Source organism: Kitasatospora phosalacinea (assembly GCF_030268885.1).
GTDB lineage: Bacteria > Actinomycetota > Actinomycetes > Streptomycetales > Streptomycetaceae > Kitasatospora > Kitasatospora phosalacinea_C.
Map to the genome: position 1 here is coordinate 55,924 of NZ_BSSA01000030.1, position 13,432 is coordinate 69,355.

The following is a 13,432-nucleotide window of genomic DNA, read 5'->3' on the forward strand; positions in this document are numbered from 1 at the left end:
GTGTGGCCGGAGCCAGGCACTGTGTCAGGGGCGCAACAGGACGCCTGACAGATTGAATGATTGTCCTATGTCAATGGGGCGACCAGACTCGTGCCTTCGACACCACGACACATCCGTGCCGACCCCGATTGCCAAGGTGAAAATGACCGCCATCCCCGTGGCCCCGCCGGAGAACCGGTGGGCGACGCCCAAGCGCGTGAGCCTGGTCCCGCTGGTTGCCCTGATCTTCTTCAGCGTCTCCGGCGGTGCCTACGGCATCGAGCCGCTGTTCTCGACCTCCGGCCCCGGCATGGGCATCCTGCTCATCCTGGTCGCCCCGCTGATCTACAGCGTGCCGCACGCCCTGGTCTGCGCCGAGCTCGGCACCGCCATCCCCGTCGAGGGCGGCTACTACCACTGGGTCAAGCGCGGCCTCGGCCGGTTCTGGGCCTTCCAGCAGGGCCTGCTGCAGTGGGTCTGCAGCTTCGTCGACATGGCGCTGTACCCGGTCATGTTCACCTCCTACCTGTCGAGCCTGATCAGCGCCGTCGCCCCGGGGCAGCACGTGCTGTTCGAGGCCGGCCCGGTCCAGGTCGACGTGAACTGGCTGATCTGCGTCGGCGTCATCGTGGTCTTCACCCTGCTCAACCTGATGGGCGCGGGCTGGGTCGGCGACTCCTCGGTGGCCTTCGCGGTCGTCTGCCTGACCCCGATGCTGATCCTCACCGCCATCGGCGGCTACCACCTGCTCAGCGACGGCATCAACCCGGTCTCCTCGATGACGGCCGAACAGGGCCAGTCCACCTGGAACGCCTTCGGCGCGGGCCTGTTCATCGTGATGTGGAACTACTCCGGCTGGGACTCCGTCTCCACCGTCGCCGGCGAGATGGAGAACCCGAGGAAGCACCTGCCCAAGGCGCTGTTCTGGTCCGTCCTGCTGATCGTCGTCGGCTACCTGCTGCCCTCGCTGGCCTCCCTCGCGGTCGGCCCGGACGGCGAGAACGGCTGGAAGAAGTGGGAGGACGGCGCCCTCCCGGACATCGCGGGCGAACTGGCCGGGCCCTGGCTGCAGTACGTCGTCACCATCGGCGGCCTGTTCGCCTCGGTCGCGATGTTCTCCGCGCTGCTCGCCTCCTACTCCCGGCTGCCCTCCTCGCTCTCGCACGACGGCTACCTGCCCCAGTGGGTCTCCAAGGAGAGCAGGCGCTACAAGATGCCGATCGCCTCGATCGTCGGCTCCTCCGTGGTCTACGCGCTGTTCTGCTTCTCCAGCTTCCAGAGCCTGGTGATCTACGACGTCTTCCTCACCAACATCGGCATCCTGCTGGAGGTCGCCGCGCTGATCGCGCTGCGCATCCGCGAACCCCACCTGGAGCGCCCCTACAAGATCCCCGGCGGCTGGTGGAGCGTCGGCCTGATCGCCCTCTGCCTGAGCGGCGTCAGCGTCTGGGCCGCCCTGGAGCAGTACAACGAGGAGGGCACCAAGGCCGTCGTCTACTCGCTGATCGTGGTCGGCGCCTCCCTGCTGCTCTACCCGCTGCTCGCCGCCCGCAAGGCCGCCCGGGCCTCGGCCGCCGCCGACCGGGCCGCCGCGAACGGCCGGGACGCCGGGGAGCCCGGCCCGTACGAGGCGTACGGGCTGTCAGGGTGGCGGCCGGACTCGGCACAGGGTGACAGGGCCGCCGACGGGGCCGGAGCCGATAGCGTCGAAGCATGATCAACAGCTTCGCCCTGCACGTTCCGGACGCCGAACTGGAGCCCGAACCGCTCGACCCCGGGCAGATCATCTCCGGCACGCCCGAGGTCACCGGCAAGGTGGTCCGGGAGTCCGCCGACGGGCGCCAGGTCCACGGGATCTGGCAGATCACCCCCGGCGTGGTCACCGACACCGAGGCCGACGAGGTGTTCGTCGTCCTCAGCGGCCGGGCCACCGTCGAGTTCCAGGACGGGCCGGTCCTGGAACTCGGTCCCGGCGACCTCGCGGTGCTCCGCGAGGGCGACCGGACCACCTGGACCGTCCACGAGACGCTCCGCAAGGTCTACACCGTCAACCTCGGCCCGGACGCGGCCGGGGCCTGACGCCCCCGAAGCACCCGACGGCCCGGCCGCCCTCACGGCCGGGCCGCACCCTCCCTAGGCAAGGAACCGAGAGCATGGACCCCGTACACGCACTGCGGGACGCCAAACCCACCCCGTTCTGGCTGGAGGACCCGGGCCGCCCGGAGGCGAACTCCGCCCTCACCGGCGACGTCCGCTGCGACCTGCTGGTCGTCGGCGGCGGCTACAGCGGCCTGTGGACCGCGCTGATCGCCAAGGAGCGGGACCCCGGACGCGACGTGGTCCTGATCGAGGCCGAACAGACCGGCTGGGCCGCCTCCGGCCGCAACGGCGGCTTCTGCGCCGCCAGCCTCACCCACGGCCTCGGCAACGGCCTGGAGCGCTGGCCCGACGAACTGGCCGCACTCGAACAGCTCGGCGCCCGCAACCTGCAGGCCATCGAGGACGCGGTGGCGACGCACGCGATCGACTGCGACTGGGAGCGCACCGGCGAACTCGACGTCGCCACCGAGCCCCACCAGGTCGAGGAGCTCGCCGCGTTCCACGAGACCGCCAAGCAGTACGGCGACTACGAGTTCCTGGACGCCGACGCCGTCCGGGCCCAGGTCGCCTCCCCGACCTACCTCGGCGCGCTCTGGGACAAGGACGGCGTGGCGATGCTCCACCCCGCCAAGCTCGCCTGGGGCCTCAAGCGGGCCTGCGAGCGGCTCGGCGTGCGGATCTTCGAGCACACCAAGGCGCTCGACCTCGCCGAGTCCGGCCCCGGCATGGCCGTGCGCACCCCCTACGGCCGGGTGTTCGCCCGCCAGGTCGCCCTCGGCACCAACGTCTTCCCGTCCCTGGTCAAGCGGATCCGCCCGTACACCGTGCCGGTCTACGACTACGCGCTGATGACCGAACCGCTCAGCGCCGAACAGCTCGCCGCGATCGGCTGGCAGGGCCGCCAGGGCATCGGCGACAGCGCCAACCAGTTCCACTACTACCGGCTGTCCGCCGACAACCGGATCCTGTGGGGCGGCTACGACGCGATCTACCACTACGGGGCCAAGGTCCGCGCCGAGTACGACCACCGGCCGCAGACCTACCAGACCCTCGCCCGGCACTTCTTCCGGACCTTCCCGCAGCTGGAGGGCCTGCGCTTCACCCACGCCTGGGGCGGCGCCATCGACACCTGCACCCGGTTCTCCGCCTTCTTCGACACCGCCCACCACGGCAAGGTCGCCCTCGCCGCGGGCTACACCGGCCTGGGCGTCGGCGCGACCCGCTTCGGCGCCGAGGTGATGCTCGACCTGCTCGCCGGGGCCCGCACCGAGCGCACCGCCCTGGAGATGGTGCGCCGCAAGCCGCTGCCCTTCCCGCCCGAACCCGTCCGCTGGGCCGGGATCGGCCTCACCAAGTGGTCGCTGGACCGCGCCGACCGCAACGCCGGCCGCCGCAACCTCTGGCTCAAGACCATGGACCGGCTCGGCCTCGGCTTCGACAGCTGACGTCCCGGTCCGCCCCGCCCGCCCGGCCGCCCGCCCGCTCCCCGCGGGCGGGCGGCCGTCGTTCCCGCCCCGTCAGGAGCCGCTCCCGCACTGGCGGTCCAGGGTGGCGAGGTCGGCGTTGATGTCGGTCACCACCTCGTTCGGGTCGGCCATCACCATGCCGTTCAGGCGGAAGCCCAGCTCCTGGAACTCCTGGGCCAGGCGGACGATCGTCGGGCGGACGGGCGGGTCCGCGTCGGTGCCCGCGCGCATCAGGCCCTGGTAGGCGAGGTTCGCGGCGTCGGCCTGCGAGCCGCGGGTGGAACCGGCGTCGCGGCGGTAGGCGGCGACGGCGGCGGCGGCCTCGCGGCACCCGGCCGGGGGCACGGGGGGCAGGTGGACGGGGGCCTCGGCGGTGGGAGACGGGTCCGGTTCGGCGTCCGGCTCCGGCTCCGGCTCCGGGGAGGGTGAGTCGGACGGCGTGGGCGTGGGCGTCGGGGCGGGGGAGCGGCGCGGGCTCGGGGTGGTGCGTTCCGGGGCGGGCTCCGCCGAGGAGTCCACGACCGGGGCGGGGGCGGGCCCGGGGCGGGGCGGGTCCGGGGGCAGCAGGTAGGCGAGCAGGGCCACCAGGGCCGCGGCCACGCCCGACAGGGCCGCCACCGCTCCCCAGTCGGGGCGTCCGCGGCGGCGGCCCGCTTCCGGCGGCTCCTCGGGCTGACGGTCCGTCATACCGCCATCGTGGGTGGCCCGGTGGCCGTTCGTCCAGTGACCGGCGGACCCGGCCGGGGGCCGGGCTCAGTCGGTGGCGTGCCGGAGCAGGACCTCCGGGAAGGCGGACGGGGCGAAGACCGCGGCGGCGACCCGGTACTCGGCCGGGAGGGCGGACCACAGGCGGTCGAGGAGCGCGGCGGCGTCCGGGTACGGGGTGGAGACCTCCAGGTAGGGCGCGCCGGTGCCGGGCGCGGACGGGGCACCCCGGTAGGTGGTCAGCAGCACGCCCTCGCCGGGTGCGAGGGCGTCCAGGCGCAGGAAGAGGCGGTCGGTGGCGGTGCGGGCCGCGGCGCTGCGGCGGGCCGCGCCGAACCAGGCGGGGCCGCCCGGGCGGACGTCGGCGACCACGGTCAGGCGCGGGGTGAAGATCGGCGGGTCCGGCTCGTAGTCCAGGCCGTCCAGGGCCTCCAGCGGGGACCGGCCCGCGTCCAGGCGGTCCGCGACCGTCGCGACCTGCTCGCCGTTGCCGTACACCACCCGCCCGCCGCTGCGCCGCACCGCCGGGTAGTGCCGCAGGTCGTCGTGCGCGCGGACGTCGGTCGGGACGACGGTCAGCGCGCCGTCCGGGGTGACGCGCAGGGCGCGGGCGCGGGAGGCGGGGCTGCGGCCGGTCAGGAAGTAGGCGGCCAGGTCGGCGCCGTCGGCGGTGCGGCAGCGCAGCACGCCGCGGCCCGGGTACGGGTGGGCGGCGAGGGCCTCGGTGAGGTCGGTCGGCACGGGGCTGGTCCTCCGGTGCGGGCGGGGCGGTGGCGGTCGGTCGGGAAGATCATTCCAGCGGCGCGGTCCCGCCCCGGCGGCGGCCCCCGGCCGACCGGGCCCGGCCTCCCGGGCGGGTGGCCGCCTCAGTCCTCCGGCAGGCGCTCGCCGGCCGCGGCGGCGGCCTCCCGGGCGGCGCGCTCCACCCGTTCGCGGTGGGCCGACCACCAGGCCGCGTCGCCCTCGGGCAGGACCGAGCCGTTCGGGCGCAGGCCGGTCGCGCCGTCCACGAGTTCGCGGACCAGGTCGGCGTGGCCCGCGTGCCGGTGGGTCTCGGCGACCACGTGCAGCAGGATCCGGCCCAGCGTCAGCTCGCTGTGCGGCGGCCACGGAACCCTGCCCACCGCGTCCAGCGGCAGGTCGTCGATGGTGGCGTCCGCGTGCGCCCAGACCCGGCGGTACCCGTCGAGCAGCGCCTCCCGGCTCTCCTCCGGCCGCGCCCACAGGTCGGCGTTCGGCTCGGCGGCACCCGCCACCCACAGGCCCGGGCCGTCCGCGAACGGCCGGTCGAAGGCGGCGCCGAAGTACGCCGCCTCCGCGCCCGTCAGGTGCTTCACCAGCCCCAGCAGGTTCGTCCCGGTCGGGGTCAGCGGGCGGCGGACGTCGTACTCCGACAGGCCGTCGAGCTTCCACACCAGGGCGCCCCTGGCGTCCTGCAGGTACAGCTTCAGGTCCCGCTTGGTCGCGGTGAGTTGATCGTCCGTGTGCGTCATGGCCGGAGTCTGTCCGCCGTCGGCCACCGGCCACAAACCCTTTTCGCCGCCCGGAGCCGGTTCGGTAGCGTTCGGGCATGGCCATCGACCGTTCCCTCGTGGACGCCGCGATCGAACTGACCCGCCGTCGCTTCCCGGGCCGGGACCTGGCGGGCGCGGCGGCCCTGCGCCTGGACGACGGCACCGTGCTCACCAGCACCGCCCCCGAGGCCCCCAACGGCGCGGTCCAGCTGTGCCACGAGACCGGCGCGCTCTGCGAGGCGTTCAAGCTCGACCGCAGGGTGGTCGCCTCGGTCTGCGTCACCGCCGTCGACGGCGGCCGCGGCTTCTGGGTGCTCGCCCCCTGCGGCGTCTGCCAGGAACGCCTGTTCGCCCACGGCCCGGACGTCGAGGTCGGCGTCCCCCTCCCCGAGGACCCGCGCCGCTGGCGCACCCTGCGCCTGCGGGACGTCCAACCGCACTGGTTCGCCCGGGTGTTCCCCGACGACGTGTGGCCGTACGAGGGCGGGGAGGGAGCCGGGGACGGCTGAGGGGGCCGCCGCCCCGGGCGCGACCGGTCAGGCGGTGACGGCGAAGACCAGCAGGCCCTCCGGCTGCTCCTCCAGCACCTCGACCTGCTCGACCACCGCGCGGGACGGGCCGTGGCGCATCCAGGCGACCATCAGGTCGACCGCGGCGGGCTCGCCCTCGAAGACGGCCTCGACCCGGCCGTCCGGCAGGTTGCGCACCCAGCCCGCCACGCCCGCCTCCGCGGCCGCCCGGCGGCAGGAGTCGCGGAAGAAGACGCCCTGCACCGTGCCCGAGACCAGTACGCGCCGCCGGATCACCCGCCACCTGCCCTTCGTCGTCGTTGCCAGCAGGGTTATACCGCAGCGGGCCGGGGCGCGGGCGGCAGGACGCGCTGGTGGCGGCGGGCGCGGTCAACCGGTGGCGGTGGCGGGGACGACGGCGGTGGCGGGGAGCGGGGCGGGAGCGGGGGCGACCTGGTCGAGGCGGCGGCCGAACGGGCGCCAGGCGAACAGCGTCAGGCCGGTCATCACGGCGGCGGAGAACCAGAACGGGCCGGTCAGGCCGAGCAGCCGGGCGATCGGACCGCCGAGCAGCGCGCCGAGGGCCGAACCGCCGACCGCCAGCGCCATGAAGGCGTTGTTGACCCGGCCGCGCAGCTCGTCCGGCACGGCGCGCTGCACCAGCGTCCGGTCCACGCTCACCCAGATCGCCCCGTGCACGCCGAACACGCCCAGCACCGCGCCCGCGACCCACGGCGAGCCGGCCAGCGCCAGGCCGACGTGCGTCAGCGTCTCCAGCACCAGGCCCAGCCGCAGCAGCACCGAGGCGGAGAACCGGGCCTGCAGGCGCGGGGCGACCAGCGCCCCCGCCAGGCCGCCGACCGCCGAGGCCGTCAGCAGCAGGCCGTAGCCGAAGCCCGACAGGCCCAGGCGCTCGCGGGCGTACAGCACCATGACGGAGAAGGCCGCCAGCAGCGTCACGTTCATCAGGCACAGCGCCAGCGTGAGCGTCCGCAGCGCGGGCCGCTGCCACAGCCAGCGCACGCTGTCGGTGAACTGGCGGCCCAGCGGTGCCCGTCGGACGGGGGCGGGGGCTGGGGGTTCCGGGCGGGGGAGCAGGCGCAGCGTGGAGACCAGGGCGGCGGCACCGGCGAAGCTCAGGGCGTCGACCGTCAGCGGCAGCCCCGCGGCCACGCCGAACAGGGCCGCGCCCAGCGGCGGCCCGCAGAGCCGGTTGAGCACCGACTCGGTGCCGAACATCCGGGAGTTGGCGCGCGGCAGGTCCGCCGAGTCGACCACGGCGGGCAGCAGCGCCGAGGAGGCGTTGTCGCCCAGCGCGGCGCAACTGCCCAGCAGCAGGCCGATCGCGTAGATCAGCGGCAGCGACACCGCGCCCGCGTACACCGCGGCCGCCAGCACCGCCGTCAGCACGGCGCGCGCCGCGTTCGCCGCCACCGTCAGCCGTCGGCGGTCCACCCGGTCGACCAGCACCCCGCTGACCGGGGCCAGCAGCAGCCACGGGAGCTGCTGCACGAACACCGCCAAGGCGACCGGCACCGGATCCCTGGTCAGTGACGTCACCAGCAGCGGGGCCGCGGCCGACACGATCCCGTCGCCCAGCGAGGACACCGCCGCCGCCGACCACAGCGAGGCGAAACCGCGCCCCAACCCGCGGCCGCCGCCGCCCTCGCGCCCCACAGGTGCCCACCTTCTTCGCGTTCGTCCGGTTCCGGTCGAGTTCGAAGGGTGAGGCTAATCGGCGCTCCGGGTGCTCGGCACGCGGTTTTCCGGCCGCCGGTGGACAACTCCGCGGCGCTGCGCGGTTCCGGCAGCTTCCGCAGCTTCCGCGCAGCTCGGCGGCGTGGCACGTCAGGACGGGAACGGCCCCGGTCGGCGGTCGTCACCGCGGCGTAACGCGGGCGCAGCGGACGCGACAAGATCCACACCTAGGCTGCGGACGGAGCAGGGGAACGGACGCACACGAGGAGGGGGTCCCCACGGACAGCAGACGAGCGCGACCCGACTGGCTCACCCACCCGCTGCGCTGGCAGCGCGGCCCCGTGCCCTGGGCGGCGACCGTGCGCGGCGCGGCCGGGATGGCGGTGCCGCTCGGGCTCGCCGTCGCCGCCGGACGGCCCGCCGAGGGCGTGCTGGCCGGGCTCGGCGCGATGTTCGCGGGCGTCAACGACCGTCCCGCCGGGCGGCGCACCGGCGCCGTCCAGCAGGCCGTGCCCGCGCTCGCCGGAGCCCTCGGCCTGCTGCTGGGCGCCGCCACCGGCTGGTGGGCGGTACCGCTGCTGGGTGCGGTCGGCGTGCTCTGCGGGGCGATCAGCGTCACCGGGCCGGTCGCCTCCGCCGCGGCCGTCCAGCTGATGGTGCTGACCGTGCTCGGCTGCGGCATGCCCGTCCCGCTGCCCGGCTGGGCCAAGGCCGCCTGCTACCTGGCCGGCGCCGGCTGGCTCCTGCTGCTGCGCCAACTCACCACCCACCCGCGGCCCCTGCACGCCGAACGGCAGGCCGTCGCCGCCGTCTTCGACGCCCTCGCCGACGCCCTCGACGCGACCGGCACCGACCGCGCCGAGACCGCCCGCCGCCGCCTCACCGCCGCCCTCGACCGGGCCGGGGAACAGCTGCGCACCGACCACCGGCACACCCGCACCCTGCGCACCCGGCTCGCCGCCGCGTCCGCCCTCAGCGAGGCGGGCGTCGCCCTGCTGCGCGACGCCCGCCCGCTGCCCGCCCGGCTCGCCACCGGCCCGCGCCGCCTCGCCGCCGCCGTCCGCGCCGACCGCCTCCCCGGCCCGCTGCCCGTCCCCGCCGCCGAGACGCCCGCGGCCGCGGCCTTCGACCGGGCCGTGCTGCAGGCCGCCACCGCCTTCGGCGGGACGCCGCAGCCCCCGGGGCCCCGCGAACGGGCCCGCCGCCACGGGCTGCGCCGCCGGCTGGCCGGCTGGGTGCTGGGGGTGCGGCCGCAGCGGCGCCCCGGAGCGGTGCCGGGCGTGCGCCCGTGGGGACGGGCCGGGCGGGCGTACGGGGTGCGGGTCGGGGTGTGCGTGGCCGCCAGCGCGGCGCTCGCGCTCGGCCTGCGGGCCGGGCACTGGTACTGGCTGCCGGTCACCGCCGCGTTCCTGGTCAAGCCCGACCTGGGTCCGCTGTTCTCCCGGGTCGTCAACCGCTTCGCCGGGACGGTCGCCGGGGTCCTGCTGGTCGCCGCGCTCGCGCCCGCGCTGCCCGACCCGTGGTGGCCGGTCGCCGCGGTGGCCGCGACCGGGGCGCTGATACCCGTCGCGCAGCGCCACTTCGCCGCGCAGACCGCCGTCATCACCGTCACCGTGCTGGCCTTCGTCACCACCGGCGGCGACCGCGGCGCCGCCCCCGGGCGGCTCACCGACACCACGCTGGCCTGCGTCCTCGTCCTGCTGGTCGGCCACCTCCCCGGCCTCGCCGACACCCGGGCCCGGGTCGGCCAGCGCGCCGCGCACGCCCTGCGGCACACCCAGCGCTACCTCGACCACGTCCTGCTGACCGAGCGCCAGGACCGGGCCCGCCCCACCGACGACGCCGTCGCCGCCCGCCGCGCCGAACTGCGCCGCACCGCCTACCGCGCCCTCGCCCAGGCCCGCGCCGCCGCCGAGACCGCCGCCGCCGAACTCCGCCCCGGCGCCCCCGCCGAACCCGACTGGCTGCGCCTGACCGTCCACGCCGAACGCCTCGCCGACGCCGCCACCGCGTACGCCGTCGCCCGCGACCACGGGACCCCCGTCCCCGCCACCCCCGCCGCGGCCCGCACCCTCACCCGCACCCTCGCCGCGGCCGCCGACGCCCTCGACCACCCCGGCCCCGTCCCCGTCCCGCCCGCCGCCCCCGCCGCACTGCCCCCCGAACTCGACGGCGTCGCGACCGAGGTCCGCCGCATCCGGGCCCTGTCGGCCGGCTGAGCACGCCCCGCCCGGAGCACCCACCGCGCCGCGGAGGCGGAGAACACCCGGCCCGGTGGCGGTGCGGGGCGGTAGCCTGCGGGTCCGGGCCCGCCGCCGGGCTCCGCGGGGCGGACGGCGGGGCGCGGCAGGGGACTTCGGACGGACGGGGGCGGGAGCATGGACGGCAGAGGGACGGCGGCGGAGGGCAGACGGCCGACCTTGGAGGCGGTCGCCGCGCGGGCGGGCGTCGGGCGGGGCACCGCGTCCCGGGTGGTCAACGGGGCGGAGAACGTCAGCAGCAAGGCGCGGGAGGCGGTGCTCCGGGCGATCGGCGAGCTCGGCTACGTGCCCAACAACCTGGCCCGGGGCCTGGTGCGGCGCCGCACCGACACCGTCGCGCTGGTGATGGGCGTCTCCGAGGACACCGTCTGGGACGAGCCCTACTTCTCCGTCCTGGTCCGCGGCATCAAGCGCGGGCTCGCCGGGACGGGGCTCCAACTGCTGCTCGCCATCGCCCAGTCGGCGCCGGAGGAGGAGCAGCTGATGCGCTACCTGACGGCCCAGCACGTCGACGGCGTCCTACTGACCTCGTTGCACGGCAACGACCCGATGCCCCGCCACCTGGAGGAGAGCGGCATCCCCACCGTGGTCATCGGCGCCCCCATCGGCTTCGACCCGCCCTGCTGCGTGGACGTGGACAACCGCGACGGCGCCCGACGCGCCGTCCGCCACCTCGCCCGGCAGGGGCGCCGCCGGATCGCCACCATCACCGGCCCGCAGGACACCCGGCCCGGCCTGCAGCGCCTCCAGGGGTTCCACGACGCGCTCGCCGCCGCCGCGCTGCCCGCCGGGCCGGTCGCCCACGGCGACTTCTCCGCCGACTCCGGGGCACGCGCGATGCAGGAGCTGCTCCGGCGCGACCCGGGACTCGACGCCGTCTTCGCCGCCTCGGACAGCATGGCGATCGGCGCGATGCGGGTCCTGAAGGAGCAGGGGCGCCGCGTCCCCGAGGACGTCGCGGTGGTCGGCTTCGACGACTCGCCCATCGCCGTGCACACCGACCCGCCGCTGACCTCCGTCCACCAGCCGCTGGAGAAGATGGGCCGGGAGATGACGCGGATGCTGATCGCCCGGATCAACGGCGAGACGGTGGACCGCCCGATGGTGGTCTTCGAACCGCAACTGGTGGTGCGGGACTCCACCTGAGCCCGCCCACCCCCCTCGGTGGAGTCAGTGAACGACAGCGAACGGCAGCGAACGGCAGGTGCAGTGCGATGGACGCGGCAGAACGGGCGGAGGCCCGCCTCGACGACTCCGGCCACGTGCTGGTCGTGCCCCGGCGGGCGCGGGAGGAGGAGGCGGCGGTCGGCGACTTCTTCGGCGCCGTGGTCACGCCGGAGGAACTGGCCTCCGGCGCGGTCGACCTCACCGGGCGGACCGTCCACCTGCACCCCGACGCGGCCGCGACCGACCCGGCCCTGCTGCGCGCCGCCGACCGGGTGCTCACCGACCCGGGCCGGGCACCGCGGCGGGTCGGCGGCCCGGGGGGCCAGGACGGCCCCGGCCCGGCCCTCGGCGTGTACTACCGCCGGTTCTTCGACCCCGCCGAGGGCCACTTCCGGCGGATCAGCACCGAGCACGCGTTCCAGTCGCTGACCGAGTCCACCAAGCCCGGGACGGCCCACCGCAGCGGCATCTACCTGACGCCCGTCACCGCGGACGGCGCCGACCTGCACTTCCGCCTGCTGCGCTGCTCCACCAACCTCTCCGGCCCCACCGAGGGCTTCCGTGCCACCGACACCCGCATCGTCGAGGCCCTGAACCGGGAGGCCGCCACCGTCCTGCGGGGCCACGCGCCGCTGAACCACGTCCTCGCGCAGATCTACCACAACACCCCGGCCGCGGCCGGGCGCAAGCAGTCCAAGGCCCGGATCTCGGCCCACGCCGACAAGACCAAGGACATGCCCGCCAACGGCCTGATGGCCTTCTGCACCTTCTACGACGAGCGGCTCGACACCCTGCCGCCGCTGCCGGCGGACCCCGACGACCGCGGCCTGAACGGCGTCAGCGCGCTGACCGGGCTGCGCTTCCGCCGCAAGGAGCAGCCCGCGCCACCGGGAACGGGCCCGCTGCCCGCGCAGTTCACGGTGACGCTGCACCCCGGCTCGGTCCTGCTCCTGCCGCTCTCCACCAACCGCCTCTACACCCACGAGATCCGGCCCTCCGCGCTGGACGCCGCCCTGCTCCCGACCCGCCTCGGGTACGTGGTGCGCTGCTCGAACGCCGAAGCCGTCCACCGGGACGGCCGCACGTACCTCAAGACCGCCGACGGGCCGGTCGAACTCGGGCCGCCCACCGAGGCCGGGACGGACGAACTGCGCCGCCGGTACGCCGAGGAGAACCGCAGCACCTCCTTCGTCGACTACGGCGCGCGGTTCCCGTTCAGCCTGAACGAGGGGGACTACCGTGCCCCGCGCCCCTGAGCCCGCCGCGGACGTCCGCACCCACCACCTGCCGACCGGCCGGGACCTGTTCGCCGAGCTGTCCGCGGCCACCCGCTGGGAGGAGGTCGGCAAGGGCCGCTGCAGCGCCGTGCTGGTGCGGCCGGACGCGGCGGGCGGCGTGCCGCTGGTGCGCACCACCGCCCGGTACGCGCACCCGGCGCAGCGCTTCCGGCCGGTGCACGCGTGGCTGGCGGAGCAGGTCCGCGAACGCGCCGGGCTGCCGGACGCGTTCGACAACGCCCTCGCCGAGGTCTACACCCGCGCCTACACCAGGATGGGCGCCCACAGCGACCTCGCCCTCGACCTGGCCGAGGGCTCGTCCATCGCCGTCTTCTCCTGCTACCGGGACGCCGCGGCGGTGCTGCCGCGCACCCTGCGGGTCCAGGCCAAGGAGGACGGGGGCGGTGAGTTCGAGGTGCCGCTGCTGCACCACGGCGTCGTGGTGTTCTCCGTCGCGGCCAACCGGCGGCTGCGGCACCGGATCGTGCTGGACCCGCCCGCCCGGGCGGTGGACAACGAGTGGCTGGGGGTGACCTTCCGGACCTCGCGGACCAGGCTCGACTTCCGCGACGGGCGCCCGCACCTCCCGGACGGACAGGGGGAGTTGACGCTCGCCACCGAGGAGCAGCGCAGCGAGTTCCACCGGCTGCGGCGCCGCGAGAACGCGGAGAGCGACTTCCGCTACCCGCCGCTGGCGTACACCGTCAGCGAGAGCGACCTGCTGCCGCCGCACTGACCGCCCGGTGGGCGGACCGC

Annotated in this window: 13 protein-coding genes; 8 read left to right on the forward strand and 5 right to left on the reverse strand. The window is 75.7% G+C overall.

Annotated features, from left to right (window positions below; translation table 11 throughout):
- The first annotated feature begins 142 nt into the window (after nucleotides 1-142).
- From QSK52_RS31415 to QSK52_RS31425, 3 genes are all read left to right on the forward strand, one after another.
- Nucleotides 143-1,696: an APC family permease gene (locus QSK52_RS31415; RefSeq protein ID WP_285739619.1), complete on the forward strand. Its 1,554-nt coding sequence runs from the start codon at nucleotides 143-145 to the stop codon at nucleotides 1,694-1,696.
- The gene (locus tag QSK52_RS31420) at nucleotides 1,693-2,058 is read left to right on the forward strand and encodes a cupin domain-containing protein (RefSeq protein ID WP_285739620.1); all 366 of its coding nucleotides are present in this window, start codon (nucleotides 1,693-1,695) and stop codon (nucleotides 2,056-2,058) included. Before QSK52_RS31415 ends, QSK52_RS31420 begins: the two co-directional genes overlap by 4 nt.
- 74 nt (nucleotides 2,059-2,132) lie before the next feature.
- On the forward strand, nucleotides 2,133-3,524 hold the full coding sequence (locus QSK52_RS31425) for an NAD(P)/FAD-dependent oxidoreductase (protein WP_285739621.1): 1,392 nt from the start codon (nucleotides 2,133-2,135) through the stop codon (nucleotides 3,522-3,524).
- Nucleotides 3,525-3,596: 72 nt separating this feature from the next.
- On the opposite strand, the gene QSK52_RS31430 is transcribed toward QSK52_RS31425, so the two are convergent.
- The 3 genes from QSK52_RS31430 to QSK52_RS31440 all read right to left on the reverse strand — a co-directional run bounded on the left by QSK52_RS31430 (nucleotide 3,597) and on the right by QSK52_RS31440 (nucleotide 5,743).
- Nucleotides 3,597-4,232 (reverse strand): hypothetical protein, encoded by a 636-nt coding sequence (locus tag QSK52_RS31430; protein ID WP_285739622.1) that lies wholly within the window; start codon nucleotides 4,230-4,232, stop codon nucleotides 3,597-3,599.
- A 66-nt stretch (nucleotides 4,233-4,298) separates the two neighbouring features.
- Nucleotides 4,299-4,991 (reverse strand): IMP cyclohydrolase, encoded by a 693-nt coding sequence (locus tag QSK52_RS31435; RefSeq protein ID WP_285739623.1) that lies wholly within the window; start codon nucleotides 4,989-4,991, stop codon nucleotides 4,299-4,301.
- A gap of 125 nt (nucleotides 4,992-5,116) precedes the next feature.
- A complete protein-coding gene (locus tag QSK52_RS31440; protein ID WP_285739624.1) occupies nucleotides 5,117-5,743 on the reverse strand; it encodes a DinB family protein in 627 nt (208 codons plus the stop codon).
- Between the two features lie 77 nt (nucleotides 5,744-5,820).
- Here QSK52_RS31440 and QSK52_RS31445 point away from each other — a divergent pair, with 77 nt between their 5' ends.
- On the forward strand, nucleotides 5,821-6,273 hold the full coding sequence (locus tag QSK52_RS31445; protein WP_285739625.1) for a cytidine deaminase: 453 nt from the start codon (nucleotides 5,821-5,823) through the stop codon (nucleotides 6,271-6,273).
- Between the two features lie 27 nt (nucleotides 6,274-6,300).
- Here the strand turns inward: QSK52_RS31445 and QSK52_RS31450 are convergent, their stop codons facing one another.
- Complete coding sequence (locus tag QSK52_RS31450) at nucleotides 6,301-6,570, reverse strand: acylphosphatase (RefSeq protein ID WP_285739626.1); 270 nt, start codon at nucleotides 6,568-6,570, stop codon at nucleotides 6,301-6,303.
- Nucleotides 6,571-6,663: 93 nt separating this feature from the next.
- Nucleotides 6,664-7,950 (reverse strand): MFS transporter, encoded by a 1,287-nt coding sequence (locus QSK52_RS31455; RefSeq protein WP_285739627.1) that lies wholly within the window; start codon nucleotides 7,948-7,950, stop codon nucleotides 6,664-6,666.
- 362 nt (nucleotides 7,951-8,312) lie between these two features.
- Between QSK52_RS31455 and QSK52_RS31460 the strand changes: the two genes are divergently transcribed.
- From QSK52_RS31460 to QSK52_RS31475, 4 genes are all read left to right on the forward strand, one after another.
- Nucleotides 8,313-10,190, forward strand: coding sequence for an FUSC family protein (locus tag QSK52_RS31460; protein WP_285739628.1), 1,878 nt, complete (start codon nucleotides 8,313-8,315; stop codon nucleotides 10,188-10,190).
- Between the two features lie 159 nt (nucleotides 10,191-10,349).
- On the forward strand, nucleotides 10,350-11,378 hold the full coding sequence (locus QSK52_RS31465) for a LacI family DNA-binding transcriptional regulator (protein ID WP_285739629.1): 1,029 nt from the start codon (nucleotides 10,350-10,352) through the stop codon (nucleotides 11,376-11,378).
- A 68-nt stretch (nucleotides 11,379-11,446) separates the two neighbouring features.
- A complete protein-coding gene (locus QSK52_RS31470) occupies nucleotides 11,447-12,655 on the forward strand; it encodes a hypothetical protein (RefSeq protein WP_285739630.1) in 1,209 nt (402 codons plus the stop codon).
- Complete coding sequence (locus tag QSK52_RS31475) at nucleotides 12,639-13,412, forward strand: hypothetical protein (RefSeq protein ID WP_285739631.1); 774 nt, start codon at nucleotides 12,639-12,641, stop codon at nucleotides 13,410-13,412. Before QSK52_RS31470 ends, QSK52_RS31475 begins: the two co-directional genes overlap by 17 nt.
- Nucleotides 13,413-13,432 lie beyond the last annotated feature (20 nt).